This is a genomic window from Novipirellula caenicola (assembly GCF_039545035.1).
GTDB classification, from domain to species: Bacteria; Planctomycetota; Planctomycetia; order Pirellulales; family Pirellulaceae; genus Novipirellula; species Novipirellula caenicola.
In genome coordinates this window covers 117,542-142,700 of the sequence record NZ_BAABRO010000017.1, presented here as the reverse complement: position 1 = coordinate 142,700, position 25,159 = coordinate 117,542, and the positions used below count along the sequence as shown (strand labels likewise).

Here is a 25,159-nt window from a genome sequence, read left to right as displayed (position 1 = left end):
GCCGTTGTGGGTGTGGGCCGTAAAACACCGGTAATTGATGCGGGACTCGGCCGTTGATGCGTAAACGGCTGATCGAATCGGTGAAGCTTTCTTCCGCTAGCCCCCTTTGCCACACTCGGCGGCAATTCGTGCTGCCCCGTAACGGCTTGTAGATTTACTGAGCCGTGACGCGTCAGCGGCCGGGGCCCACGCGTTACCCGTTGCCTTAGGGCTCACTGGCGCGATGTGCATTTGGATTGAATCAACAAGTCGGTAACGACTTGTTGATTTAGTCGTACGATGGACTTCCTAGTCCGTCGAATACACCATTGACGGACTAGAAAGTCCATCATACACCCGTTACCGCAGGAAACTTCATTAAATCAACAAGTCGGTAACGACTTTCGCTTCGTCCACGCTCTGGCGAGCGTAGCTACGGACCGCAATTACCGGCACTAAGTGCTTTACAGCGTTGGGTTTGCGAGCGGATTACTGGCTCGCGATGGCACCATCGATGGCGATCGTTTCGCTGAAATCGTAGGGATGGAACGACCTGCCGATTTGGGTCGCCAGCATGTTTAGGTACAGTTTGCGAAAGCGTGATTCGGTGGTTTCGCTGGTGTATTGGCCTGCCGTGGTCGGATACGTGTATTCGTCCAAATCTCGGCGATACAGCACATCGCCCGAGGCCACGTCGATCACCACCACGCTGGCGTCCGCACGACCACGATACAGCGTCGCTCCGTCGCGAAGTCGCAGATTCCGCAGTTCAATGCCGATGACCTTGTCGGCCTTGACCCCTTTGCCAATCGCCGCAAAGTCAACTTTATCCCACCCGTTGCTGTCACGCCAATCGGCGATTTCGTCTTCGCGAACCAGACGCACATCGGACAGTTCTCGCGTCAAAATTTCGCCGACATAGCGACTCAGCAGCCGAGCCGAGATGTTGTCCGAATACTCGCTATTGTCCGCCAGTGTGACGATCGCGAGACGGCATTTTTGCAGCTTTTTGGCGTCTTTGTAGTCTGCGGGGATCTTATCCGCACCGACCGCATGGATGAAGTTGGACATCAACCCCAAACACCCGGTTTGCGTCACCAACAACATCAACAGCAGCAGACTCAGACCGGAAACGGCGGCTGCAGAACGGGCGAATCTGGGTTTAGTCATCTCTAGCGAATCCTTTCGCATCACCGAACCGATGGCTCGAGCCACAGCAGGCCAGGCCAACAACGCGATTCATTTTTAAAAGCAAACAGTGTCAAAATCAGTGCATACGCTTTTTCACCGACTCATTGCCACACCGATTTTTTAAAACTGAAACGATCGCTGGATTCTGTCCGCTCGACCGCCGATAGCAATCAGATCAATAATCAGGATGTTGGTTGAGATAAAAATCGGGTCAAAACGCAGCCGAGTCAGCGGTAGAGGCGAAAGAGCCAATCGCAAAGCGTGATCAATCCGATCCCGATTGCGGCAATGGCTGCGGTTTTTTGATATCGCATGACATCCACACGGGGATTGACGAAAACCGCCGCCGAAAGCAGCACGACCCAACAAGCCACCATCGCCAACAGGAACCCGCCCACATTCGCTTGAACACTTTGCCACCAATGACCTTGGGTAAAGTGTGCCCAGGACGTCGTCATCCCACACGCGGGGCAGCGAATCCCGAACAGGATTCGCGACGAGCAGGGGGGAAGACCGAGCTGTTGATGGGTTCCCAGCCCTTGTTCGCTCGGACTCAGCTGGCTGGCCGTCACCAACAAAGCGAACGGCACGATCCCGACCAGTAGCGAAAATCCTCGTAAAAGCCCACGTTTTACTAGCAAAACTCGCTCCCAAATCGAACGACCACACCCTGTAGCGTGTTAACTGAAAGAGAAAATGAAAAGAATTTTCACGAAACGTTCAACAGCCGTTGACGCAACAGGAAATCACACGTAAATTCTCCGCCTTCCACCTGGGCGAACAATCGCTCCGGGACAAGAGTGTTCTAGCGTGCCTGGCTCAGTGAAACAACAGCCAAGCATGATCAGAACGAAACAAATCCCTTACCCTATATTTCGACGGACTTGCGATCGTGTCAGCCGGTGCTAGTGAGGTTATCCGAATTCGTATGGAGGCATACGATCACTCTGTGCTGGATATTAGTGCACAGGAAATCGTCGATACGGTAAAGCGTACGCACAGCGAAGTACATGGGCCGATCCCATTGCCGACTCGCATTGAGCGATACACGGTATTGTCGGGCCCTTTTGTAAATAAGAAATCTCGTCAACAATACGAGATCCGGACGCACAAGCGTCTCATTGACATTGTCCAGGCTACAGCCAAGACGATCGAAGCACTTAACAAATTAAGCCTTCCGGCCGGTGTTGATATCAAAATCAAGGCATCAGCACGCTAAAGCCGACTGGTCAATCGCCGAGCGGAACTGCCTGCTGCTCAACATCAAAGGGCAGCTCTTCCGAAACTCTCTAGCGTTTCGTTGGTTGTTCCCCGGCAATATTTGCACTCAGTTTTAAGAAGCAACGGTTTCCGAAATGAACGGAAGTCGAGTCGATAACCACAGTGTCTTGTGTCGCACCTAAGCTGCGACGCATCTCAGGCTTTGCAGGTTCGCCTCGACGATCTTGGGTTCCAAAACACGAACGACGGACGTCCCGCGGAATGACGGGGCGAGATGAAAGATATGTCACCATCAATTCTCGGCAGAAAGGTCGGGATGACTCAGGTCTTCCTGGAAGACGGCACGTCGGTACCGGTAACGGTTATCCAGGCTGGCCCCTGCCATGTCCTGCAACTGCGAAGCGAAGAGCGTGACGGTTACCGAGCAGTTCAATTGGGATTCGAAGACAAGCCACGCCGCCTGGCGATCCGCAGTGAGCGGGGTCACGTCGCTAAGCTAGATAGCAAGCGAAGCAAGAGTCGCGCCGCCGCTGGCGTTGAAGCGACTGCCAAGGCAGGATGTGAGCCGCAACGATACATCCGCGAATTCCGAGGCGAAAGCGACCTCGAAGTTGGTGCAACTGTCACGGTTGACCAGTTCGCCGAAGTCAAAAAAGTCGACGTCACCGGCACCAGCAAAGGCCGCGGTTACTCGGGTGTCATGAAACGACACAACTTTGCAGGTCAACGAGCGTCGCACGGTGTCAAGAAGTGTCACCGTTACGCGGGTAGCACGGGCTGTTCTGCAGCACCGAGCCGCGTCTTCAAGGGCCTCGCGATGGCAGGTCAATACGGCAACACAAAGACGACTGTACGGAACCTGGAACTGGTTCGCATCGACGCCGAGAACAATTTGTTGCTCGTCCGCGGTGCTGTCCCTGGACCTAACGGTGGTTTCGTTTCGGTCCGCCAAACTAACAAGGTGGGTTAAAGCATCCGATGGCATCTCTAACCATTTACAATGCTGCCGGCAGCGAAGTCGGGCAGTACGATATCGATACCGAAACAATCGCCAACCGCGTCAACAAGCAATTGTTGCACGATGTCGTTGTGATGTACCAGGCAAACAAACGCCAAGGTTCGCACAACACTCGTACTCGCGGCCAGGTGAGCGGCACGACCAAGAAAATGTACCGCCAAAAAGGTACGGGCAACGCTCGTGCCGGCAGCAAGCGAACCAACGTTCGCCGCGGTGGTGGTGTAGCTCGAACGGTCAAGCCTCGTGATTACAGCTATCGTTTGCCTAAGAAGGCGGTTCGGTTGGCAACTCGCATGGCCATCCGCTCGAAAATCGACGACGGCGAAGTGCTGGTGATCGACAACCTCGGTTTCGAAAAACCAAAGACCAAAGAGATGGCGACGATCCTGAAGGCCTTGGGGCTGGAAGGCTCGAGCACCTTGGTTGCCACCGCTGACCAAGACATGGTGGTTTACAAGAGTGGTCGCAACATCGAAGGTGTCAGCGTCCATCCCGTTCGCGACCTGAACGCATTGGAAATCTTGCGTCCCAAGCGGATGCTGGTCACCAAAGACGCGATGGACAAGATCAAAGACGGAACATTCGCTGGCACGCAAGCCAGTGCCGAGTAGAGCGAAAGCTCATCCGCAGGCGATCGACTCGGTCAAACAACTTGATCGAGTCGGACAAGTCGCAACCGCAGCACAAACAACGTATTAGCCGAGCGAAGAAACCATGGCACACATTACTCCCCCCGCACCATCAAGTCCGATCGAGCTGGAACCTCACCAGGTTCTGCTTCGCCCGCTCGTGACTGAAAAAGGGGTTCACCGGGCTACCCGAAACAATCAATACGCATTCCAAATTCATCGCGACGCTACCAAGCTGGACGTGAAGAAGGCTGTCGAGACCCTGTTCAACGTCAAGGTTGAAAAGGTTCGCACACAGACGCGGAAGGGCAAAACACGCCGATACCGTTTCCGAGCTGGCCGCACTGCGGACTGGAAGAAGGCAATCGTCAAGCTGGGCGAAGATCACCGCATCGACTTCTTCTAGCACCCACCGGCAGCCGTATCGCTGCAACCAACGAATATCACTGACCACTGCAAACTGTTAACTGCTGACTGAATCATCATGGGAATCCGAGTCTACAAACCGACAAGTGCTGGACGCCGAAACGCGTCAGTAAGCGACTTTGCCGATTTGACTCCTGGTGCCAAGCCAGAGCGAAATTTGCTTCGACCGAAGCGAAAAACGGGCGGCCGCAACAACCAGGGCAAGATCACAGCACGTCACCGTGGTGGCGGTCATAAGCAAAAGTACCGCGTCATCGATTTCCGTCGTGCGAAAGACGGGATGCCCGCGGTCGTGGATTCGGTCCAGTATGACCCCAACCGTTCGGCGCGAATCGCATTGTTGAAGTACGCCGATGGTGAAAAGACGTATGTCGTCGCCCCCGCTGGCTTGAAAGCTGGCGATACCGTACAAAACGGCCCTGAAGCCGCTCCTGTCGTAGGCAATTGCTTGCCGCTGAAGTACATCCCGCTGGGAACTTCGGTGTGCTGCATCGAATTGCGTGCAGGTCGTGGTGCCACACTTTGCCGATCCGCCGGAACGCAAGCGACCTTGATGGCTCGCGAAGCAGACTGGGCTCAAATTTCATTGCCAAGCGGTGAAATCCGTCGTATCCCAAGTGTTTGCCGAGCGACCATTGGTCAGGTTGGCAACAGCGACCACATGAACGTCCGACTTGGTAAAGCAGGTCGTTCACGATGGCTCGGACGTCGGCCGCATGTTCGCGGTACCGCGATGAACCCGATCGACCATCCGCACGGTGGTGGTGAAGGTCGAACCAAGGGTGGTCGTCACCCGGTCAGCCCACAAGGCAAGAGTGCCAAGGGTGGAGCGACTCGCCAGAAACGCAAACCAAGCAACAGCTCGATCGTACGCCGACGCAAGAGTCGTCGTTATGGCCAGTTGAAGCTACACAAGTAAGACATTCACCAGGAACACTTTCCTCTGGGTTCAAAGCCACGTTGGTTTGAACCTGGCATTTTGAAATTGATTGATTTATGAGCCGCAGCAGCAAAAAAGGCCCGTTCGTCGACCCGAAGTTGTTCTTCAAGGTCCAAAAGCAACTCGAAGGTGGACGTGCCGAACCAATCAAGACTTGGGCTCGTGCATGCACGATCGTGCCTGAGTTCGTGAACATCACGTTCATGGTTCACGATGGCCGCAAGCACGTGAAGGTGCTTGTTTCCGAAGACATGGTTGGACACAAGTTAGGCGAATTTGCTCCGACGCGAACCTTCAAGGGTCACGGCGGCAAGGGCGGCAAGAAGTAACACGTTGGTGTAACCGAACACGAGATAAGTTATGGCAAGTTTCACAGCACATTACCGGAACGCAAGAATCAGCGCACAGAAAGTGCGTCTTCTGGCGAACTTGGTCCGCGGCATGTATGCCGACGAAGCACTTGACACCCTCAAGTTCCAACCCCAACGTGGGGCTCGGATGCTCGAGAAATGCATCAAGAGTGCGATCGGCAACGCCCAAGACCCCGACCAGAACGATGGCCGCAGTCACCGGATCGAAGAATTGGTGCTGACCGACGTCCGCATCGATGGCGGCCCGATGCTCAAGCGTATCCGCCCTCGTGCTCGCGGCACCGCGTTCATGATCAAAAAGCGAAGCAGCCACATTCACGTTGGCTTGACGCCGATTGACGAAGTTTAACCCGATCCAATTTGACGAATCGATTGCTTCGCCGGGCGACAGCAGCGGCGAAATCATACCAATCCCGTTAGAAAGAACACACGAGTCCTAAGTTATGGGTCAAAAAGTCAACCCGATTGCGTTTCGACTAGGCGTTACTCGCAGCTGGAATAGCCGCTGGTATGCGTCGAAGCAAGACTTTGCGGACCTGTTGGTGGAAGATCGCAAGCTGCGTGAATTCATCACCAAGCACCCCAAAAAGACACAATACAAGAACGCGGGTATCGATCGCATCGAGATCGAACGAACGCGTGACGAAGTCCGAGTGATGTTGTACGTCGCACGACCAGGTTTGATCATCGGCAAGAAGGGTCAAGAAATTGAGATCCTGCAAGCCGAACTGCAAAACTTGATCGGACGCCGAATCAACTTGAAAGTCGAAGAAGTCGGCCGTCCTGAGCTGCAAGCTCAATTGGTGGCCGAGGACATCGCACAACAGTTGGCCAAACGATCGAGTTTTCGTCGCACGATGAAGCGATCGCTTGAGCAAACGATGGATGCCGGAGCCAAGGGGATCAAGATCCAATTGGCAGGCCGACTCGGTGGAGCTGAAATGGCTCGCCGTGAGAAACAAATTGCGGGTTCGATTCCGTTGAGCACCCTGCAAGCAAAAATTGACTACGGAACGACTGAAGCGATGACGCCACAGGGGCACATCGGGATTCAGGTTTGGATTAATCAAGGTACTTACGGAGACGAATCCGATGGCGCTGATGCCCAAGCGGGTCAAGCATCGAAAAAGCCAAAGAGGTCGCATAAAAGGTAACGCGACGCGCGGCAACACAGTCGTCTTCGGTGACTACGGCATCCAATCGCTTGATGCGGGTTGGATCCGAGCCACGACGATTGAAGCCGGTCGTATCGCTGCCCAGCAATACGTCCGCGGCGAAGGAAAGCTTTACATCCGAATCTTCCCAACCAAGTCAGTGACCAGCACTCCGCTGGAGACTCGGATGGGTAAAGGTAAGGGGGAGCCAGACTTCTGGGCCGCGGTCGTGAAGCCGGGAACCATTTTATACGAACTCAGTGGTGTTACCGAACAACAGGCCAAGGTTTGTTTCGCACGTTTGGCGAGCAAACTGCCAGTCAAAGTTCGGTTTGTCGAACGACGCACTGCCTAATGTGAGTCAGACGCGGCGACCCGATCGATGGTCGCCGCAATGAGTTCGCTAACACCCCAGACATTTCAAAGCTATGACAAAGACAACCGAACTTCGCGAGATGAGCGACGATCAGCTGGAAGCGACAGCAAAAGAAGCGGGTGAGACCCTGTTTCGTTTGCGGTTCCAGTCGCAATCGGAACGCCTCAATACTCCTAGCGAAATCAGAAAAAACCGACGCCTGATCGCGCGGATCAAAACGATCCAAACCGAGCGGTCCAAGGCGAACACAACTAACTCCTAATTTCCCGTCTGCAAACGGGTACTAAAGACCTATGCCAAAGCGCGTCGTTTCCGGAACTGTGACCAGCGACAAGATGAGCAAGACTCGTCGTGTCGAAATCAATCGTGTCGTCAAACATCCGAAGTACAAAAAGTACGTTCGCCGTCGGACTGTATGCCATGTCCATGACGAGAACAACGAATCGGGTGCGGGCGATCTTGTTGAGATCATCGAATCCGAACCCCTTAGCAAGCTGAAGCGATGGCGTTTAGTACGCGTGCTGCAAAAGAGCACCGACGTTGACCTGGCAGCACTGCGTGCGGCTCGCAAAGCGTCGGCCGAAGCGGAAGCCATGGAAGCGTCTCACGCAGGTGAGCCGGACAAGGCGTAAGTGTGCTTGGCACGATGGTGCCAGCGGAACGCCCTCGTCACTGCAAAACAAGCGATCGAGAACCACGGCACGAATCAGCGTGCCACTCGTGAACTTGGCAAGCGGCTTGAAGACCGTACATACCCCATACAATTTTCGTTTAGTAGCGGAATGGCCTCTGGCCACGACAGATCATGATCCAACAAGAATCCCGTCTCGAAGTTGCCGACAACACCGGTGCTCGACAAGTGATGTGCATCAAAGTACTCGGAGGCACCCGCCGCCGTTTCGCTGGTGTCGGTGATGTGATTATCTGCAGCGTCAAAAGCGTGATTCCTGGCAGCGAAGTCAAGAAAAAGGCGATTGTACGTGCGGTAATCGTTCGCACCAAAACGCCAACGCGTCGCCCCGACGGCAGCTACATCAAGTTCGATTCCAATGCAGTCGTGTTGATCGATAAAGATAAAGCGCCTCGTGGAACACGTATCTTTGGTGCGGTGGCTCGCGAACTTCGCGACCGAAGCTTCATGAAGATTGTTAGTTTGGCGAACGAAGTGGTTTAGTCACTAGAAAGTCGCCAGATTCGGGGCCAACTCGCCCCTTTGGAGTCTTGGCTTTCTAGAAAACCACGGTAGATTAAGCAATCCAAATTTTTAACCCAGTACAGATTAGCCATGTTTTTCCGCGTTGATGATGAAGTCCAAGTGACGGCGGGTGCCGACAAAGGGCACAAAGGAAAGATCCTGAAGATCGATCGTAAAGAAAATAAGGTGGTCGTCGAGGGTGCTGGCCGAGTTTGGAAGCACGTTCGCCGCAGCCAAAAAAATCCACAAGGTGGGCGTCTGAACAAAGAGATGCCAATCTCGGCAAGCAACGTGATGTTGATTGATCCGACCACCGGAGCTCCCACCCGCGTTGGCGTTCGCTACTTGGCCGACGGCAGCAAAGAACGATACGCCAAAAAGAGTGGTGCATCGTTGGGCAAAGTGGCTCCTGCACGAGCCCAATACGCGTCGAAGTAGTCGTCGCCCAGATCGCAGATCGTTCGAAGTCGCCCTGTGCGGTGGCTTCAAAGCAAACAATACAACCGTTCAACACATTAGATGTAGCTGAGCCAAAATGGCTGATTCCAAACCACGAATGCAAGTTCGCTATGAAGAGACCGTACGCAAAGCGTTGGTCGAAAAGCATAGCTACGCGAACCCTCACCAAGTCCCACGTATCGAAAAGATCACGTTGAACATGGGTGTTGGAGCTGCAACCGGCGACAAGAAGGTTCTCGATTTGGCAGTGGACGCCATGACGGAGATCGCAGGTCAAAAACCTGTGCTCACGCTGGCTCGCAAATCGATCGCGGGTTTCCGTTTGCGTGAAGGCATGCCAATCGGATGCATGGTCACGTTGCGTCGCCAACGAATGTACGAATTCCTCGATCGTTTGATCTCGATCGTGTTGCCACGAGTCCGTGACTTTCGCGGGATCAACCGTAACGCATTCGATGGCCGTGGAAACTACACACTCGGGTTGAGCGAGCAGTTGGTGTTCTCGGAGTTGAACCCCGACAAGTTCACTCGCCCGCAAGGGATGAATATCACGATCGTCACATCGGCACGTACGAATGACGAAGCTCGTGACTTGTTGGCCGAGTTCGGCATGCCGTTCAAAGCTGAGAAGAAGAAAAAGACAGACGCAGCTTAGAGTCACGCTTCGTCGAGTTGGAACCAGCCGACCTAATATTACGAATCAAAACAAAGACCCCGAATTAATCAACGGAACCAGCGCCCGTGGCAAGTAAATCAAAAATCGCGAAGGCCGCCCGAAAGCCAAAATTTAGCACTCGACAAGAGAATCGCTGCAAATTTTGCGGCCGACCTCGATCGGTGTATCGCAAGTTTGGTTTGTGCAGAATCTGTTTTCGCGAAAATGCCAACATTGGGTTGATCCCAGGCGTTCGCAAGGCCAGTTGGTAATTCAAAGGGGAGAACACGAACTATGATGACAGACCCAATTGCCGACATGCTGACACGAATTCGCAACGCAGTACGCGTTGAGAAGCCGTATGTGGACATCCCAACAAGCCGCGTCAAGCGTGGTATTGCGGACGTCCTCAAACGCGAAGGATTCATCTGGGATTGGAAGGAAGTGGACGAAGAGAATCCTTCGCCAACCCTTCGCCTAGAACTGAAGTACGGCCCCAACGGCGAACGCGTGATCCAATCGATCAAGCGAATCAGCAAGCCTGGTCGCCGGCTTTACAGCCACAGCAAAGAATTGCGTCCGGTACTCGGAGGGATGGGCATTAGCATCATCAGTTCCAGTAAAGGCGTGATCAGCGATCGTGAAGCTCGTCGCGACAAGGTCGGCGGCGAAGTGCTTTGCGAAGTATCCTAACGTCGCATATCGCCCGCAGGGTTGTGAACATCCCTGTGTCCGACGCGAAGTTAATCCAACCTACCATTTGTGCAGTCAGACGGTGTTGATCTCGTAGCAGACAGCACCGCAGATAACGAAGACATAACCATGAGCCGTATCGGAAAAAAGCCGGTTGAAATCGTCAATGGCGCGAAAGTCGCTGTTAACGGCAACGTCATCGAAGTCGAAGGCCCCAAAGGCAAGTTGACGTTCGAACATCGCGACGAAGTGACCGTCACCGTCAACGAAGACGCCAAAGAAGTGGTCGTCACGCGTGACAACGACGAGCGAACCTCGCGTGAATTGCACGGGCTGACCCGTGCGATCATCAGAAACATGATCGAAGGCGTGACCAAGGGTTACGAGAAGAAGCTCGAGATCGTCGGTGTCGGTTATTTGGCTGCCATCAAGGGCGACGTGTTGCAATTGCGTGTTGGTTACGCCAACGAATTGCATCGCAAGATCCCCAGCGATTTGCAAGTCACATGCCCTGACCAAACGCATATCGTGATCCAAGGTTGTGACAAGCAAAGCGTCGGCCAATTTGCTGCCGAAGTGCGAGCATGCCGTACACCTGAACCTTACAAGGGCAAGGGCGTGCGTTACCAAGGCGAATACGTCAAGATCAAGCCTGGTAAGTCGGCTACGAAGTAGTCAAACGGCGTCAAACATAAAACTAGGCATAGAGCTAGCGAATAGAACGATGGACAAGAACAAGAAACTTCAAAAGAAACGACTACGTCGACGCCAACACGTCCGCAACAAATTGCGCGGCAGTGCGGATCATCCTCGACTATGCGTTCAACGATCGCTGAAGCATTTCAGTTGCCAATTGGTCGACGACGATGCAGGCAAGACAATTGCTAGTGCGAGCACTCGTGACAAATCGGTTCGCGAAAGTGTCAGCAATGGCGGAAACAGCGACGCGGCTGCGATGATCGGCAAATTGATTGCCGAACGTGCTACGTCGGCTGGCGTTACAGCGGTCAAACTTGATCGCGGTCATAACAAGTATCACGGACGTGTTAAAGCATTTGCTACAGCGGCGCGTGAAGCTGGACTGCAGTTCTAAAGTTTGATCTAAGTAGATAAAGAAACATTTCCTGAGGACAGAACGATTAGTAACGGACCACGAAACAAGCGTAATTCGGGCGAAGAAAATCATCTCGGTGATTTGCTGGATCGCGTCGTCAAGATCAAGCGTTGTGCTGCCGTTGTGAAAGGTGGTCGACGTTTCAGTTTTGCGGCGATGGTCGTTGTCGGCGACGGCAAAGGCAAAGTTGGCTGGGGCTACGGCAAAGCCAACGAGGTTCCTCCAAGCGTGCAGAAGGCTCAAAAGCAAGCTAGCAACAGCTTGATCGAAGTTCCGCTTGTCGAAGGCAGCATCCCTCATCAAGTTTGGGGCCAATTCGGCGCTGCCAAGGTGGTTCTGATCCCCGCGGGTGCTGGTACCGGTATCATCGCCGGCCAAGCCGTCCGTGCGGTTTGCGAAGCCTCGGGAATCCACGACATTTTGACAAAGTCGTACGGCACCAATAATCCAGTCACCTTGGTCAAAGCGACCATTGACGCACTTTCCAAGCTGCGTACTCGCGAGCAAATCGCTGCTCTGCGAGGCGTGGAACTCGACGAATTGACCGTATAATCCGGTCTTAAAAATCGCCGACTCTTTAGACAACGATCACCATAAGAAATTGATTCAGATTTCGTCATGAACCTTAACGACGTGCACCGCGGGATAACCAAGCACCGCAACCGAAAACGAATTGGTCGTGGACCTGGTAGTGGTACTGGTAAAACCTCCGGTCGTGGCCACAAGGGACACAAGAGCCGCAGCGGTTACAGCCGCAAGCCCAACTTCCAGGGCGGTGCGATGCCAATGTTCCGTCGTATTCCAAAGCGTGGTTTCAACAACCGCTTTGCTACCTCGGTTTTCGCTGTCAATGTCGGCCGCTTGAATGACACATTCGAAGACGGCACCGAGGTCACGCTGCAGTTGTTGGCCGAAAAGGACCTTGCCAAGGGCACCTTTGACGAAGTCAAGATCTTGGGCGATGGCGAATTGACCAAGAAGCTGACCGTTTCGGCTCACCGCTTCAGCAAGTCGGCCGAAGAAAAAATCACCGCAGCCGGCGGCACGGTCAACAAATTGGTTGCCAGGCGGGCTCCGGAAGAACGCGTCGCCGACTTGAAGAAGCAAGCCGCTGCGAAAGCGTAACCTGTTACCAGGAACCGTATTCAAAATTAGATAAAAGGGGTGGATGCGTGCATTCACCCTTTTTTTCATGGACGACCACTCACTTCCCTATCGCTCGAAATCCGCGTAAACGGTAGACTCCGCCGATAGTGGTTTGTGAACCGCATTTCGTTCACACCGTGGGGTGGCCTTTTTAGTGAAGAGGTCGCCATTAGGATTTAGGCAGGCTTACAACGCAAAGACCTGTCCCACACTCTGAGATAGCCTAGACGTATGTTTGAGAAACTACGAATCATTTTTTCGATTCCTGAGCTTCGCAAGAAGGTTCTGCTCACGATCGGCCTGTTGGCGGTCTATCGAATCGGGTTCCACATTCCGTTGCCGATGATCGCGACCAATATGGGCGATGCAGCGGGTGGGGCGGCGTCGGACTTTTTTGAAAAAGTCAGCGTGTTCGCAGCCAGCGACCTTCGTCAAGCGACGATCTTTGGTCTCGGAATCATGCCCTACATTTCGGCATCGATTATCTTCCAACTGCTCGGCAGCGTCTACAAACCGCTCGAAGAGTTAAAGAAGGAAGGCGAAGCAGGCCGCAAGAAGCTGAACGAATACACGCGTTACTTGACGGTATTCATCTGTGTTATCCAGAGCTACATGTACCTGAAATTCATGTTGATGGCCGGCGGTAGCACCGGGTATGGCAATATCAATCCAAACTTTCTAAACGCCGATGCCACAGGCTTGTACTTTGGTTGGCAGATCGTCGCCGTTTTGGTGATGACCTGCGGAACCGTGTTCCTGATGTGGTTGGGCGAACAGATCGACGAATACGGAATCGGCAACGGGATCAGTTTGCTGATCATGGCAGGCATCTTGGCCCAAATGCCAAAGGCTCTATACGAGTTGATCCGTAACATGAAGACCGAGCTGACCGGTTTGAGCCGCGGCCAGGTTGGTATCGAAACATTGATCTTGTTGGTGCTGTTGTTTGTCGGTGTGGTCTTTGGCGTCGTGTTTATCACGCTGGGGCAACGCAAGATTCCGACGCAGTCCGCAAAATTCACCCGCGGTCGCCGCGTCTACGGCGGAACTCGCCAACACTTGCCGCTGCGAATTAACCAAGCCGGCGTGATGCCGATTATTTTCGCAAGCAGCTTGCTGATGATCCCAGGCGTGATGTTTGGTTTCCTGGCGGGTCGCTTTGAAAGCGGCGGCAGCGTGTTTAACGTGATGAATCTGTTCAGTTTGACCTTGAGTGATCAGACGTCGTACATCTTCAACTTGCTGTATGTCGCACTGATCTTCTTCTTCTGTTTCTTCTGGACGGCAATCACGTTCAATCCGAAAGAGATGTCGGACAACTTGCGAGACAGCGGAACGTTTATTCCGGGATACCGGCCGGGTAAACGAACCACCGATTACCTCGAAAAGGTCATGGTGCGAATCACCTATGTCGGCGCAGCGTTCCTTTCGATTGTGGCTATCGTTCCGACGATTGTTTATGGATCGCTTGGCGTGCCGTATTCGATCGCTGGTTTCTACGGTGGTACCGGACTGCTGATCGCCGTTAGCGTCGCGTTTGACCTGGTGCAAAAGATCGACTCGCACTTGGTCATGCGAAACTACCGTGGTTTGCTCGAAGGAGCCGGTGGCGGCGTATCGCCAGTGGTATAGTGTTCTGCAGAGGACGCTTCAACTCAGGCGAACCTGTGTTCGGGTTCGCCGAGTGTCCGTCGCCCGAACGTTGCGGCGGCGGAACAAGCGTGTCGCCGATTTACAGTTGAGTTAACGCGTTTCTAGAGCATATTGCGATGCGGATCGTCTTTATCGGACCGCCCGGCGCTGGAAAGGGAACTCAGTGCAAGCGGCTAACGCAAATGCTTGAGATCCCGCATCTGTCGACCGGAGAAATGTTGCGGGGGACTCGAAAAGAGTCCGCGCTGGGACGGATCGTATCCGGATACATCGACGGCGGCCGGTTGGCTCCGGATTATCTGGTGATGCGAATCGTCAACAAGCGATTGTTGGAAAGCGATTGTCAGTGCGGCTGCCTGTTTGACGGATTTCCGCGAACCCTAAATCAGGCTCAGATGCTTGATGAGCAGCTGGCGATCAAGAATAACCGTGTCGACCTGGTGCTCGATCTGCGGGTTGGCCAGGAAGAGCTGGTATCGCGTCTTTTAAAACGAGCAAGCATCGAGAATCGGGCGGACGACAACGCGGAAACCATCTCGGCTCGGTTGAGAGTCTTCTTTACGCAAACAGCACCGCTGTTGGATTACTACAAAGGCCAAGGAATCGTGCGGCACATCGACGGCACCCGGTCGCCGGACGAGGTGTTTGCTCAAATCCGCTCGTGCGTGCAGGCGACCAAGCCGAAGCACGGCTAGTCGGCGTCTCGAGCGATCACACGGGCGGCCCTCCACCGCGACCGTCAACGACCTACTCAGACTCGTTCCCCACGGCATGCTCCGGGCAACCGCGTGCCCCCCGTTCCCTTCCGATAAGGTCGCGGTACTTTTTTGCGACCGACGCGGCCGCGCACAGCGTTCTGCCCCCCAATCCCCTGCCATGTTTACAGTACAATACGGCGTAGGGAGAACTCACTGCCGCCATCCCCACTTTGGGTTGGTGTCACGGAACATTATTCACAGGACTGACTGTGCTCACGTTGATCAATATGGACCGATTTCGTTACCACACGGCTTGCCTGTTCCTCGTTTTTACCGCAGTTGCGGTCGAGGATTGTTGGGGACAAGGCTTCTTTCGCCCAATTGGCGGTGCCCAATCAGGACGTTTCATCGAAGCACCGCGGAACATGCAGCAACAACTGCGTGAAGCCGAGCGATCGATTGAGAACGAAAACTACAGTGACGCCGTGGTCCGGCTCGGCGACTTGCTACAACGCGACATCCGATCGATCGACGACAGCGAGCTCAATGGCCAGGACTTCTTTCTCGATGCAAGTGATGCATCCGAGAACAAGAAACGGTTCACCGAAAGTCTGTTTCGTCATGCTCGCGATATGGTCGGCGGTTTGCCAAGCAAGGCACGCGAGATGTACGAACTACGTTACGGACCGCTCGCACGAAAGATGCTTGACGATGCAGCGGCATCACGTGATTGGCGAGTCGTCACAGAGGTTCGTCGCAAGTACTTTCACACCGATGCAGGTTACGATGCGACGTTGTTATTGGCGAAGCGTGAATTCTATGCCGGCCATGCATTGGCCGCGTCGCTATTGCTTGATGACATTGTCGATGTCCCCGCAGCCATCTCACGACTAGGTGAATCAGTCAAGCTGTTCGATGCAGCGGCTCGCCATATTTCGGGACGTGACGTGGCCGAGGTTTCACTGCGTGGAACCTCGATCACGGTCAACGGAGAATCGGAACCACTTCCGGACAGTGACGAGTTAGCGGCTTGGATCGAACAACGTTTTGGCTCGGGCGAGTCGGTCGATCGTAGCGACGCGGACTATTCCATTTTCGGTGGTGAGCCCAGTCGCAACGAACTCAGCCAGGGCGAGATGCCGCTTGAGAACGAACGCTGGATGCTCGACACGACAGCGAGTCCCCGACAAGGGCGTACGCTTCGTGAAATCGCATCCAACCTATCGATCTCTGGCAAATTGCCGCCTCCGAGTTGGACGCCGATTCGCGTCGGCAATCAGTTGTTGATGCGGACCACCGAGCGGCTTGTCGGTGTGGACTACCTCAGCGGCAAACGAGTGTGGATGTACCCATGGTTCTCCGCGCAGCAAAGTCATCACTCGACGGAGATCGATTTTGACGCCATCCCAGGCGAGGACGACGCAGCCGATTTATTGACCCAACGGGTCTGGAACGATTTGCCCTACGGCGAAATCAGCAGCGATGGAACGCGTGTGTTCATGGTCGACGATCTCGGTCAAGTCGAGATGGCATCGTTCAGTCCGATCATGGGAATGCGAGGCACTCGGCCGACCGACAGCAGTTCAAACACGTTGGTTGCGCTCGATCTGGCAACCGAAGGTAAATTGCTGTGGCGATTAGGCAAAGGCGAAGACACCGCGTCCACCCTAAGCGATGCGTTCTTCCTAGGGCCCCCGTTACCGCTGGACGGACGACTGTACACGATTGTCGAAATCGCTGGCGACATCCTATTGGTGTGTCTCGAACCGGCGACGGGTGAAGAACTGTGGCGCCAACATCTCGTCGCGGTGGAAACCGGAGGCATCGAGACCGATCCGATTCGCCGCGTTGCGGGGGCCACCCCCACGTTTCATGAAGGTGTATTGATCTGTCCGACGGGAGCCGGCGCGATGGTCGCCATCGATTTGGCCGACCGCATGCTTCGCTGGGGCGTCGTCTTTAATCGCAACGATGAATTCGCTCGCAGCATGAGCGGACGCGGACGGGGCGTCGAAACAGTGCCGCTAATGCAGCGATGGCACAACGGAGCCCCAATCGCGTCGGGCCAGTCGTTGTTGGTCACCCCGATCGAATCGGATCGTTTGATCGGTTTGGATGTGATCAGCGGCGAGTCGTTATTCCCAGAGAAAAACCGGATCACGATGCGATATTTGGCGGGCATTCGCGACGGCAAATTCTTTTTGGTCGGGACCAATCAAATCAGTGCCTACGATTTGAAGACGGGCAACAATTTATGGACATCCAATTCGGATCTGCTTTCGGTTGGCCAGACGATTTCGGGCCGGGGGGTGTTTGGCGAGGATTTCTATCTGCTTCCCACCTCATCGAATGAAATCATCAAAGTCTCGCTCGAGGATGGCACGGTACTGGGACGCCGCATGCTGCGGTTCCAGTTGGGGAACCTTGTTGCGGCCCAAGGCGAGCTGATGTCACAAGGAGCCACTTCGATTGCGGTGGCTTATGGTGAAGCGTCGCTTGAACCCAAAATTGAACAAGCGCTTCGCCGCAACCCCGAAGACATCCAAGCACTCATTCACAAAGCGGAACTTTTGATCCAGCGAGGTCAGCGTGATGAAGCGTTGGATTTACTGGCAAAGGCACGTGTGCAAGAACCGGACAACGACACCGCGTTGATGTTGTCGGTTGCCGCGATGCTCGATTCGCTACGAGAATCGCCCGAGGTCGACGGCGAGCTGGTCGAAACGCTGGACCAGTTGATCTACCAACCTGAACAGCGAGTCGAGCTGCTGGCGCTTCGCGTGCGGGCCGCGTTGCAAAACAATCAGCATCTGGACGCGGCGAAATACATGCTGAAATTGTCCGACGTGGTGACGATGGAACCCGCCAGCAAGGATGCGGCCAATCGCATTGTTTCGGATGTCACTCGGCAATGTTCACTGGACGCTTGGCTGGCGGCACGCTCGGCCGAATTGGCAAGTCGGATGGACGAATCCGAACGGGCCAGTATCAACGAATTGTTCAAAGAAACGTTTGCCGAAAAACAGCACAGTCCCAACAATTTGTTATGGCAGCTAATTCAGCAGTTTGGGCCGTTGCCAGCCAGCGATCTGATTCGCAACGAATTATCCAGCCGATTGGAAAAGGACCAAGAATGGCTTCGTGCGTACAGCCTGCAGCTGGGCAGCCGCTATGCCACCGAAGAACAACTCAAAACGTTGCCCACCGAGCGGTTGTTCCATTTAGCCAAGATTCACTCGCTGAGCGGTTACGCCGAAGACGCGTTGCACATGATCAACCTGCTGCGAGAGCGGAAGGATGGCCCCGACGCCGAATCGCTCGATCAAATCGAAGCGGCCACGCGGCCGCTCGTCAAAACGCACACTTGGCCTGATACCGCCACGTTGAAGTGGGAACCACGACCGAGTCGCATGCGAGCGACGATGGCACTGAACCAACAGGTATCGGAAACCAAGATTCTTGCCGGCCGAGAGTTTCAAGGTTGGCGGTTAGTCAGCGAAGGTGCCTTTGCCTTGGCACTGCGAAATCCGCAGGGCTACCCTCGTGGGATTCCGCTGGACCTCGAAAACCGGCAGCGTGACATGGGGCAAAACGAAGCGATGATCGCTGGCGGAGTGATGATTGTGGTGACGCCCAACGCGTTGGTTGCGGTGGACTTGCACCGCTTGGACAGTCAAGCGAATGAATCGGTGCTGTGGCGACATAGTCTCAGCAGCGATGATTCACCACTTCTAAAACGCCGGAGCAATCCGACTCGATTTGGCGATCAAGTCTTTCAATACTTGATCAACGGCGCGAGTGCGAGAAACCTAGTTCCCACGTTTGACCTTGGCCCCATCCTTGGCGACCGTGTGTTAGCGCTACAGGGCGGCGAACTGATGTCGTTGGATCTATTGAGCAAAGAAACCCAGTGGCGAAATTCGGACGCTCCGATCAGCGGAGTAGTTCTATCCGATGGCAACGAAGTCGCAGTCGTCTCGGATAGCGAAAAGAAAGTCGTGTTTTTCAACCTGCATGATGGGGCGAAACTGCGTGAAACCGCGTGGGAACACGGACAAATTTGGTCGTCGATCGGCGAGCATGTACTCAGTTATTTGCCGACGGGCACCTCGCGTGAGTATGAGATTCGCTTGTTCAATCCGTTTACGAACAAAGTCAAACTGAGTAAACGTGCCAACGAAGCGAACCGAACCAACGAGAACATTCCGGCATCGTATGGCCGGTTGGTCGGTGGTCGCTACTTGACGCTATTGGACACCGAAGGGAACGCGGCGATCTGGGACCTGATCTCGGCAGAGGAAATCAGCAGTCTCACATTGCCCGCGTACCCAGACCTAATTGGGCTGCATGCCATGGTGTTGGAGGACAAATGTTTCTTGCTGCCGATGCGTCGCCCTCAAACCAGCGATGTGCCGCCAACATCCCAGCTGCACACACGTCAAGGCAACGATCATGAAACGACGGATGCGATCTTTGCGATCTCGCTGAATGACGGAAAATCATTGTGGCAGAAGGAGTTCGAAGAGCCTTGGGGATGCACGATCCATCAACCTGACGCGACGCCGGTGGTGCTGCTGACTCGAGGTCGATCGATTTTCCCCAACCCACGCGTACGAACGCGAACGCTTGATTTCTTGGCTCTGGATGTGGATGATGGCCATGAAGTCAACTCGGTGATAGGGAAAGATGTTCCCAGCCACACCAATGAATTAGAGACGCAAACGAAATTGCCACCTGGTCAAGATTTGATGATTGTTGATATCGGGATCGAGAAGTTGCAACTAAACTTTGATCCCAAGGATGACGTGGATGACCAATCCGATGTCGCCCCAGGCGATTCACCGCTTCGCGAAGAAGACGATCCATCGTAAACGGTGATCGCCCCTCCCCCTCTTTCCCTCCTGTTTTTGCTCGCTAGGACCTACCATGCATTTGCTAAAGACCGCTTTGCTTCGATCTCTCTATGCCGCTCTGCTCGTTTCGACGTCGGTCGCGTTACCGACAGTCGATGCATCACGTGCGGCGGCCGATTCGCCGGCAAAATCAACCGGACTTAGCGTCAAGAAGGTCGAATCGCCTCGAGGTTGGAAGATTTACGACAACGGGAAACTATTTGCCGGCTATATCGAATACCAAAACGGCTTTCCGATTGTTTATCCTGTGATCGGGCCCGGTGGCCATGCGATGACGCGTGACTTTCCCATGAAGAAGGGAACCGAAGGCGAAAAATTAGATCACGATCATCACCGCTCGCTTTGGTTCACCCATGGTGAAGTCAACGGCATCGATTTTTGGATCGATGACGCGCACGAAGGGACCGGACGGATCGTCCAGACCTCTGGTGAAGCCACCGTTGATGCGAAAAATGATGCGGTCGTGATCACGACCGAGAACGACTGGAATGATGCGGAAGGCAAACGACAGTTATCGGATTCGCGCCGTACCACCTTTCACACCGAAGATGGAAAACGGATCATCGATTTCGAAGTCGTGCTTCGCGCGACCGATGGCGATGTAAATTTTGGTGACACCAAAGAAGGCAGCTTTGGAATTCGTGTCGCCGGCACCATGAAGGTCGACTCGAAGCTTGGTGGCAAGATCACCAATGCCGAAGGGTTGACCAATTCGGACGCCTGGGCCAAAAAATCAAACTGGGTGAACTACTCGGGCCCCGTGGACAACCAGACCGTTGGCATGTCCGTTTTCTATCATCCGTCGAGTTTTGCCGCTCCCTGCAGCTGGCACGTTCGCACCTACGGATTGTTTGCCGCCAATCCGTTCGGCCACTACCATTTCAATGGCGGCGACAAAACCGAAGGCATCACGCTAAAGGATGGCGAAACGATGGCCATTCGCTGCCGAGTGGTGCTGTATCAAGGTGACTTTGATGCCGAGGCGACCGAGAAAGCATTCGCCAAATATGCGGCTGAAAAACCCGAAGCGCTGTAGGTCATCGCGATCGCGCGATCATCTACAATGCGATCGACGGTGCGTGCGTCAATGCCATCCCTGTTGTTAGCGGCGCGGCCTGAGCCGTCCGGTTGCAGCGTGGAAAAACGTTCGAATTCGACCGCGCGGCTTGCGCCGCACCGCTAAAAAAACCCGGGTTGTTGCCGCTTGATGTGGTGCTTTCACTGTAGTGGACGAGGCAACGAATCCCGTGGTGTCACGAAGTCGCTGGGAACTCAGACGCTGGGACTCGTTGCCTCGTCCACTACATCTAAAGCTGACGGTGGAGCTACACCGATGCCAGTGAAACGCTAGCGGAACGGCCTAAACGCCACCGAAAGGTTCGTGTCATTCGGGAAACATTCTGAAATAACGAATTCATTTCCGAATGTTGGCTTTAGGCGCGCGACAGGAATTCACCGGTTCGTGTGTCCACTTTGATGCGTTCCCCTTCTTTGATGTACTCGGGGACCTGTACGACGAGATCGGTTTCGAGCGTCGCGGGCTTGGTGCGTGCCGTGGCCGAGTTTCCCTTGATGCTCGGGTCACACTGTTTGATTGTCAATTCGACCGACGCGGGCAATTCGATTCCCACGCATTCGTCGTTGTAGACGAGGGCACGAATGCCTTCGAGTCCTTCGGTGATGTAGGGAAGCTGTTCTTCGACATCTTCGATTGGCACATCGTACTGCTGGTAACTTTCTTGATCCATCACGTACATGTAGTTTGGATCGGAGTACATCAGTTGCACGTTGCGTTTCGAAAAATCGGCTTCGGCAACCACGTCGGTTCCTTTGAAGGTAACGTCGACTTTATTTCGCGTGACGACATTGCGGCCGCGAAACTTGTACAACGTCGCAGCACCACGTGCCGAGGGTGATTGAACCGAAAGCGAAATGATGACGATCGGGTTGCCTTCGTGCACAATGACCGATCCGGTTTTAACTTCTTTTGCGAGCATCGGTGACTCTGCCCTGGATTAGGGACAGACCATAAGAGATTGGAGATGGGTTAAAGCGAACCAACGGCGGCATTATTTCATCGCCATAGCCATTTACGAAAGCCCTCGACCACCAACTCTTCTCGCCCCGAACTGTGCCACAGCAATAGTCCGATCAAGCAGCCCGCCCCAATCAACATCGAGACGCCGCCTAGATTGCGGGGCACCGGTTGTTTTGGCAACTCGACGCGGAGATGAGCCTGCAATTGATACCAAAACTGAGAGGTCAAATTGGGTTCAAAGGCGAGGATTTGGGCCGAATCGGCTCCGGATTGTCCATCAATTCGCAATTGGACTTTGATCGTCGGCATCATGATGCGTAAACCGGATGCATCCCCCGTGGCGGCGGGGTCAAGATGTTGTGCGGCCGCTAAAAGTGCCGGAAAGACTTGGTCGGCCGATCGACCATAGACGACCAATTTCGGAGTGCTGGTGATTGCGATCAGCGTCAAACACAAAAAATAGAACGCCGCGATGGCAAACCACACCCAGGGGCCAAACATGCTGGCGGCGGGCGCGGGAAAGAACAGTTCAACGGGACCGACCGCAACCAGCCCGCTAACGGCGATCCCAATCGCCGCCACGTCTCGCGGCCCCGTCGTGATCAACGCACGTCCCGATGCACGAATGCCCCCGATCAAAATCAAGTAGCCAATCAGCGGCAACAGGGCCAACAGCATCGTAAACGGTGGGATCAACATCAGAGAACGAATAGCAATCGAGGAGCGAAGAGGTGCATTGCGAACGCCAGCCAGCGTGAGCAAACGGAGATGAACGAGCGGATATGAACGAGCGGATATGAACAAGCGGGCCTGAACAAGTGGGCGAACACGCGAGACCGATTTTACGGCATCGAGATTATCGGGTTTCGGATTTCTTTGTCTCCAACGAGTTCGATTTGGATGTATTGGGGGCGGATGATGCTGAATCGGCCGACTTCAATTCGGGATGCGAATGCTTATCGCGATCCGCATTCTTTTCCGCGTCCGCATTCTTTACCGCGTCCATCGCCACATGTTCTTGAGGCAAAGGGACCGACGTGACAAGACAGACAATGGTTTGACCAGGCTCGGGTTTCAGCGGGTCGCTGACGGTATTGAGCAGCGGGATCCCATCACTTTGCACCACGCACAGCAGCTCGGGTACCTCATTATACCGACGAATAAAATCCGTGTAGGTAAACGAGTCGGTCAATTTCGTTGCTTTGAACACAGCACCGGACTCATGCAATTCGCGAATTTTCGAGAACGTCAGCCCTTCGCGAAACAGTTGTCGGCCGACGAGATTGTGAGTCATCTCACGCCGCGAATTTGATTTTTTGACGGTAAAGTTCAACTGGTAAAGCTGAGCACTTTCAAACATCCCGCGACATTCAAGAAGTGCGAGCGAGTTGACCTCGTCGTTGGGCGTCATCGCCAAGAAACGCCCGATTCCGACTAGCGACAGGTCTTGGCGAGCATGCTCGTTGAGAATGTTGATGCATTCGGCGCGTAGCCCCGCGACGCGTGCCTGAGAGACCTTGTTATAGTTGGTGTCGACCAAGGTCACCGGAACCCCCACTTCGGTCAGTTCTTCGGCAAACTCTCGCACCCATCGATCAGCTCCGAGCATCAAGATGCCGTTGGTCTTTTCGTCGGCGAGTCCCAACAGTTTGGCGATCGGTGATGCCGCCAACCCATATACGGCAACCGTTCCCGCGATGACTAGAAAGGTGACCGTGGCCAATTGATCGGCCCCCGCTAGGTCAAACGAACCACTGCGGCGTTCGAGTTCCAGCGCAAAGACGCTGCTAACAGCCGCTGCCACAATCCCACGTGGTGCCAACGAGGCCACAAACGCTTGCTCTCGCCAACTCAGTGGCGATTTCCAAAGCGACACGAAGACTGAGATTGGGCGAATGACAAAAATCATCAACAACAGGAACAACAGCCCATGCCATCCATGAGCCGTCACGTCATCGATCACGACGCGAGACCCGAGCACGATAAACAGACAACCGATCAACAGCGTGCGTAAGTTTTCTTTTAGCTCAACGATATGTTCGATGTCGAAATGATGCCGGTTGGTCAACCAAATTCCCATCACCGTGACCGTGATCAGCCCGGATTCATGCGCCAGATGGTCGCTGATGGCATACAACAGCAGCCCCACTGACAGCGTTCCAATTCCGTGCAATTGATCGGGTAACCAATAGCGACGAAACGCGACGGACAGAAACGCGCCACCGGCACACCCCAATCCCATCCCGACGACAATCGTTATGGAGAGCATCAAAAATGCCGAGCCGAGATCGGGCTCGGACGAATGAACCAAGATGTTTTCGAATACCAACACGGCTAGGACCGCACCGATCGGGTCGATCACGATGCCTTCCCATTTCAACGTCGATGCCACACGGCGTGTCGGACGCACTTGCCGCAGCAACGGCCCAATCACGGTGGGCCCGGTCACAATCAAAATCGCCCCGAGCAAAAAGCTAATAGGCCACGCTAAACCGAGCGTGAAATGGGCCGCCGTGGCCGTGCCAAAAAAGGTGATGATGGCGCCGAGGGTGACCAGCCGAAACGCCGCGCTTCCCGCTTCACGCAGCTCATGAAACTTCAGCGACAAGCCACCTTCGAACATGATCACGGCTACCGACAACGAGACGATTGGAAAGAGCAGCTCGGGCCCCGCCTGAGCTACCGTGCCTCCAGTCAACTCGGCCAGAAACGCGTCGGGCTGAACGAATTGCCCCAGCAATACTCCGAACAACAGCAGCAACAGAATCCCCGGCAATCCGGTTCGCCATGCGATCCACTGTGCCACGACGCCAAGTGTTGGGACAAGAGCAAGATAAAGCAGTAAGTCCATAAATATTTCTTCGCGTGAATTTGGATTCGCGTTTGATTTGCATCGTGGGATGCTGGGATCCGCTTTAACCCCATCGGCAGCGGCAACACAGCCATTGCCGATATGGTTTTGCAAAACGCCATCGACCGCATCGGCGGCGTGAACAGTGATCGTGAACAGCGATAATGTAGCCGACGCGGCTTGCAGTATCCTAGCGGATGAGTCAAAGCGGCCGCAGTTAACGACTCGGAGCCATCCCTAGACCCTAGGTCTACGGAGAACGACGACTCCGTCACTTTTGCCAAAAATTCCGTGAATCCATCGATTGCAGGGGCGAGATGCCCGGGGAATCGTGCCGCCAGCCGAGATCCCATCGCGGTGCTGCTAAATCCAGCGAGTTCGGCACAACCATTACAACCGGAACGAGTGGTGGTTCCGAGAGGCGGGATTTGGCCGGTTG

Annotated in this window: 29 protein-coding genes; 24 read left to right on the top strand and 5 right to left on the bottom strand. The window is 54.4% G+C overall.

Features of this window, described 5'->3' with window-relative positions; translation table 11 throughout:
• Positions 1-468 precede the first annotated feature (468 nt).
• A complete protein-coding gene (locus ABEA92_RS25110) occupies positions 469-1,149 on the bottom strand; it encodes a hypothetical protein (RefSeq protein WP_345687443.1) in 681 nt (226 codons plus the stop codon).
• 248 nt (positions 1,150-1,397) lie between these two features.
• Entirely contained in the window at positions 1,398-1,811 is a 414-nt protein-coding gene (locus ABEA92_RS25105) for a DUF2752 domain-containing protein (RefSeq protein WP_345687441.1), read from the bottom strand.
• 251 nt (positions 1,812-2,062) lie between these two features.
• Between ABEA92_RS25105 and rpsJ the strand changes: the two genes are divergently transcribed.
• From rpsJ to ABEA92_RS24985, 24 genes are all read left to right on the top strand, one after another.
• Entirely contained in the window at positions 2,063-2,389 is a 327-nt protein-coding gene (gene rpsJ / locus ABEA92_RS25100; protein ID WP_081614220.1) for a 30S ribosomal protein S10, read from the top strand.
• A 318-nt stretch (positions 2,390-2,707) separates the two neighbouring features.
• Entirely contained in the window at positions 2,708-3,361 is a 654-nt protein-coding gene (rplC, locus tag ABEA92_RS25095; RefSeq protein ID WP_345687455.1) for a 50S ribosomal protein L3, read from the top strand.
• Positions 3,362-3,369: 8 nt separating this feature from the next.
• A complete protein-coding gene (gene rplD / locus ABEA92_RS25090) occupies positions 3,370-4,020 on the top strand; it encodes a 50S ribosomal protein L4 (protein WP_345687439.1) in 651 nt (216 codons plus the stop codon).
• 103 nt (positions 4,021-4,123) lie between these two features.
• On the top strand, positions 4,124-4,444 hold the full coding sequence (rplW, locus tag ABEA92_RS25085) for a 50S ribosomal protein L23 (RefSeq protein WP_345687437.1): 321 nt from the start codon (positions 4,124-4,126) through the stop codon (positions 4,442-4,444).
• Positions 4,445-4,522: 78 nt separating this feature from the next.
• The gene (gene rplB, locus ABEA92_RS25080; protein ID WP_345687435.1) at positions 4,523-5,383 is read left to right on the top strand and encodes a 50S ribosomal protein L2; all 861 of its coding nucleotides are present in this window, start codon (positions 4,523-4,525) and stop codon (positions 5,381-5,383) included.
• A gap of 77 nt (positions 5,384-5,460) precedes the next feature.
• Positions 5,461-5,733 (top strand): 30S ribosomal protein S19, encoded by a 273-nt coding sequence (gene rpsS, locus ABEA92_RS25075; protein WP_345687433.1) that lies wholly within the window; start codon positions 5,461-5,463, stop codon positions 5,731-5,733.
• A gap of 31 nt (positions 5,734-5,764) precedes the next feature.
• Entirely contained in the window at positions 5,765-6,124 is a 360-nt protein-coding gene (gene rplV / locus ABEA92_RS25070; protein ID WP_339937214.1) for a 50S ribosomal protein L22, read from the top strand.
• A gap of 94 nt (positions 6,125-6,218) precedes the next feature.
• A complete protein-coding gene (rpsC, locus tag ABEA92_RS25065) occupies positions 6,219-6,929 on the top strand; it encodes a 30S ribosomal protein S3 (RefSeq protein WP_008703522.1) in 711 nt (236 codons plus the stop codon).
• Positions 6,868-7,284, top strand: a complete 417-nt coding sequence (gene rplP / locus ABEA92_RS25060; protein WP_040769397.1) for a 50S ribosomal protein L16 — start codon at positions 6,868-6,870, stop codon at positions 7,282-7,284. The genes rpsC and rplP overlap by 62 nt, the downstream gene beginning before the upstream one ends.
• A 73-nt stretch (positions 7,285-7,357) precedes the next feature.
• A complete protein-coding gene (rpmC, locus tag ABEA92_RS25055; RefSeq protein WP_345687429.1) occupies positions 7,358-7,567 on the top strand; it encodes a 50S ribosomal protein L29 in 210 nt (69 codons plus the stop codon).
• A gap of 31 nt (positions 7,568-7,598) precedes the next feature.
• Positions 7,599-7,937 (top strand): 30S ribosomal protein S17, encoded by a 339-nt coding sequence (gene rpsQ / locus ABEA92_RS25050; protein WP_008703516.1) that lies wholly within the window; start codon positions 7,599-7,601, stop codon positions 7,935-7,937.
• Between the two features lie 173 nt (positions 7,938-8,110).
• Complete coding sequence (gene rplN / locus ABEA92_RS25045) at positions 8,111-8,479, top strand: 50S ribosomal protein L14 (protein WP_008703514.1); 369 nt, start codon at positions 8,111-8,113, stop codon at positions 8,477-8,479.
• 111 nt (positions 8,480-8,590) lie between these two features.
• Positions 8,591-8,938, top strand: coding sequence for a 50S ribosomal protein L24 (gene rplX / locus ABEA92_RS25040; protein ID WP_345687426.1), 348 nt, complete (start codon positions 8,591-8,593; stop codon positions 8,936-8,938).
• 97 nt (positions 8,939-9,035) lie between these two features.
• Positions 9,036-9,614 (top strand): 50S ribosomal protein L5, encoded by a 579-nt coding sequence (rplE, locus tag ABEA92_RS25035; protein ID WP_345687424.1) that lies wholly within the window; start codon positions 9,036-9,038, stop codon positions 9,612-9,614.
• A gap of 86 nt (positions 9,615-9,700) precedes the next feature.
• A complete protein-coding gene (locus ABEA92_RS25030; RefSeq protein WP_081614327.1) occupies positions 9,701-9,886 on the top strand; it encodes a type Z 30S ribosomal protein S14 in 186 nt (61 codons plus the stop codon).
• 22 nt (positions 9,887-9,908) lie between these two features.
• Positions 9,909-10,307: a 30S ribosomal protein S8 gene (rpsH, locus tag ABEA92_RS25025; RefSeq protein WP_008703506.1), complete on the top strand. Its 399-nt coding sequence runs from the start codon at positions 9,909-9,911 to the stop codon at positions 10,305-10,307.
• A gap of 129 nt (positions 10,308-10,436) precedes the next feature.
• The gene (gene rplF, locus ABEA92_RS25020; protein WP_345687421.1) at positions 10,437-10,982 is read left to right on the top strand and encodes a 50S ribosomal protein L6; all 546 of its coding nucleotides are present in this window, start codon (positions 10,437-10,439) and stop codon (positions 10,980-10,982) included.
• Between the two features lie 49 nt (positions 10,983-11,031).
• Positions 11,032-11,400, top strand: coding sequence for a 50S ribosomal protein L18 (gene rplR / locus ABEA92_RS25015; protein WP_345687419.1), 369 nt, complete (start codon positions 11,032-11,034; stop codon positions 11,398-11,400).
• A 45-nt stretch (positions 11,401-11,445) separates the two neighbouring features.
• Positions 11,446-11,973 (top strand): 30S ribosomal protein S5, encoded by a 528-nt coding sequence (gene rpsE, locus ABEA92_RS25010; protein ID WP_040769396.1) that lies wholly within the window; start codon positions 11,446-11,448, stop codon positions 11,971-11,973.
• A 66-nt stretch (positions 11,974-12,039) separates the two neighbouring features.
• Positions 12,040-12,546 (top strand): 50S ribosomal protein L15, encoded by a 507-nt coding sequence (gene rplO, locus ABEA92_RS25005; protein ID WP_345687417.1) that lies wholly within the window; start codon positions 12,040-12,042, stop codon positions 12,544-12,546.
• Between the two features lie 252 nt (positions 12,547-12,798).
• Complete coding sequence (gene secY / locus ABEA92_RS25000; RefSeq protein ID WP_345687415.1) at positions 12,799-14,199, top strand: preprotein translocase subunit SecY; 1,401 nt, start codon at positions 12,799-12,801, stop codon at positions 14,197-14,199.
• 137 nt (positions 14,200-14,336) lie between these two features.
• Positions 14,337-14,915 (top strand): adenylate kinase, encoded by a 579-nt coding sequence (locus tag ABEA92_RS24995; protein WP_345687413.1) that lies wholly within the window; start codon positions 14,337-14,339, stop codon positions 14,913-14,915.
• Positions 14,916-15,187: 272 nt separating this feature from the next.
• Positions 15,188-19,789, top strand: coding sequence for an outer membrane protein assembly factor BamB family protein (locus tag ABEA92_RS24990; protein ID WP_345687411.1), 4,602 nt, complete (start codon positions 15,188-15,190; stop codon positions 19,787-19,789).
• A 55-nt stretch (positions 19,790-19,844) separates the two neighbouring features.
• Positions 19,845-20,867, top strand: a complete 1,023-nt coding sequence (locus tag ABEA92_RS24985; protein WP_345687409.1) for a DUF6807 domain-containing protein — start codon at positions 19,845-19,847, stop codon at positions 20,865-20,867.
• Positions 20,868-21,264: 397 nt separating this feature from the next.
• Here the strand turns inward: ABEA92_RS24985 and ABEA92_RS24980 are convergent, their stop codons facing one another.
• From ABEA92_RS24980 to ABEA92_RS24970, 3 genes are all read right to left on the bottom strand, one after another.
• Positions 21,265-21,828 (bottom strand): elongation factor P, encoded by a 564-nt coding sequence (locus ABEA92_RS24980; protein WP_345687407.1) that lies wholly within the window; start codon positions 21,826-21,828, stop codon positions 21,265-21,267.
• A 77-nt stretch (positions 21,829-21,905) separates the two neighbouring features.
• Complete coding sequence (locus ABEA92_RS24975) at positions 21,906-22,568, bottom strand: hypothetical protein (RefSeq protein WP_345687405.1); 663 nt, start codon at positions 22,566-22,568, stop codon at positions 21,906-21,908.
• Between the two features lie 157 nt (positions 22,569-22,725).
• Positions 22,726-24,720, bottom strand: a complete 1,995-nt coding sequence (locus tag ABEA92_RS24970) for a cation:proton antiporter (RefSeq protein ID WP_345687403.1) — start codon at positions 24,718-24,720, stop codon at positions 22,726-22,728.
• Positions 24,721-25,159: the final 439 nt, after the last annotated feature.

Bases quoted from the DNA above. Each gene is read 5' to 3' on its own strand.
- rpsQ (WP_008703516.1), top strand. From the start codon at position 7,599: ATGCCAAAGCGCGTCGTTTCCGGAACTGTGACCAGCGACAAGATGAGC.
- rplW (WP_345687437.1), top strand. From the start codon at position 4,124: ATGGCACACATTACTCCCCCCGCACCATCAAGTCCGATCGAGCTGGAA.
- rplO (WP_345687417.1), top strand. From the start codon at position 12,040: ATGAACCTTAACGACGTGCACCGCGGGATAACCAAGCACCGCAACCGA.
- rpsC (WP_008703522.1), top strand. From the start codon at position 6,219: ATGGGTCAAAAAGTCAACCCGATTGCGTTTCGACTAGGCGTTACTCGC.
- rplV (WP_339937214.1), top strand. From the start codon at position 5,765: ATGGCAAGTTTCACAGCACATTACCGGAACGCAAGAATCAGCGCACAG.
- ABEA92_RS24995 (WP_345687413.1), top strand. From the start codon at position 14,337: ATGCGGATCGTCTTTATCGGACCGCCCGGCGCTGGAAAGGGAACTCAG.
- rplE (WP_345687424.1), top strand. From the start codon at position 9,036: ATGGCTGATTCCAAACCACGAATGCAAGTTCGCTATGAAGAGACCGTA.
- rplN (WP_008703514.1), top strand. From the start codon at position 8,111: ATGATCCAACAAGAATCCCGTCTCGAAGTTGCCGACAACACCGGTGCT.
- ABEA92_RS24985 (WP_345687409.1), top strand. From the start codon at position 19,845: ATGCATTTGCTAAAGACCGCTTTGCTTCGATCTCTCTATGCCGCTCTG.
- rplP (WP_040769397.1), top strand. From the start codon at position 6,868: ATGGCGCTGATGCCCAAGCGGGTCAAGCATCGAAAAAGCCAAAGAGGT.
- rplX (WP_345687426.1), top strand. From the start codon at position 8,591: ATGTTTTTCCGCGTTGATGATGAAGTCCAAGTGACGGCGGGTGCCGAC.
- ABEA92_RS25110 (WP_345687443.1), bottom strand. From the start codon at position 1,149: ATGACTAAACCCAGATTCGCCCGTTCTGCAGCCGCCGTTTCCGGTCTG.
- rplD (WP_345687439.1), top strand. From the start codon at position 3,370: ATGGCATCTCTAACCATTTACAATGCTGCCGGCAGCGAAGTCGGGCAG.
- rpsS (WP_345687433.1), top strand. From the start codon at position 5,461: ATGAGCCGCAGCAGCAAAAAAGGCCCGTTCGTCGACCCGAAGTTGTTC.
- ABEA92_RS24970 (WP_345687403.1), bottom strand. From the start codon at position 24,720: ATGGACTTACTGCTTTATCTTGCTCTTGTCCCAACACTTGGCGTCGTG.
- rpsH (WP_008703506.1), top strand. From the start codon at position 9,909: ATGATGACAGACCCAATTGCCGACATGCTGACACGAATTCGCAACGCA.
- rpmC (WP_345687429.1), top strand. From the start codon at position 7,358: ATGACAAAGACAACCGAACTTCGCGAGATGAGCGACGATCAGCTGGAA.
- rplB (WP_345687435.1), top strand. From the start codon at position 4,523: ATGGGAATCCGAGTCTACAAACCGACAAGTGCTGGACGCCGAAACGCG.
- ABEA92_RS24975 (WP_345687405.1), bottom strand. From the start codon at position 22,568: ATGTTGATCCCACCGTTTACGATGCTGTTGGCCCTGTTGCCGCTGATT.
- ABEA92_RS24980 (WP_345687407.1), bottom strand. From the start codon at position 21,828: ATGCTCGCAAAAGAAGTTAAAACCGGATCGGTCATTGTGCACGAAGGC.
- rplC (WP_345687455.1), top strand. From the start codon at position 2,708: ATGACTCAGGTCTTCCTGGAAGACGGCACGTCGGTACCGGTAACGGTT.
- rplR (WP_345687419.1), top strand. From the start codon at position 11,032: ATGGACAAGAACAAGAAACTTCAAAAGAAACGACTACGTCGACGCCAA.
- rplF (WP_345687421.1), top strand. From the start codon at position 10,437: ATGAGCCGTATCGGAAAAAAGCCGGTTGAAATCGTCAATGGCGCGAAA.
- secY (WP_345687415.1), top strand. From the start codon at position 12,799: ATGTTTGAGAAACTACGAATCATTTTTTCGATTCCTGAGCTTCGCAAG.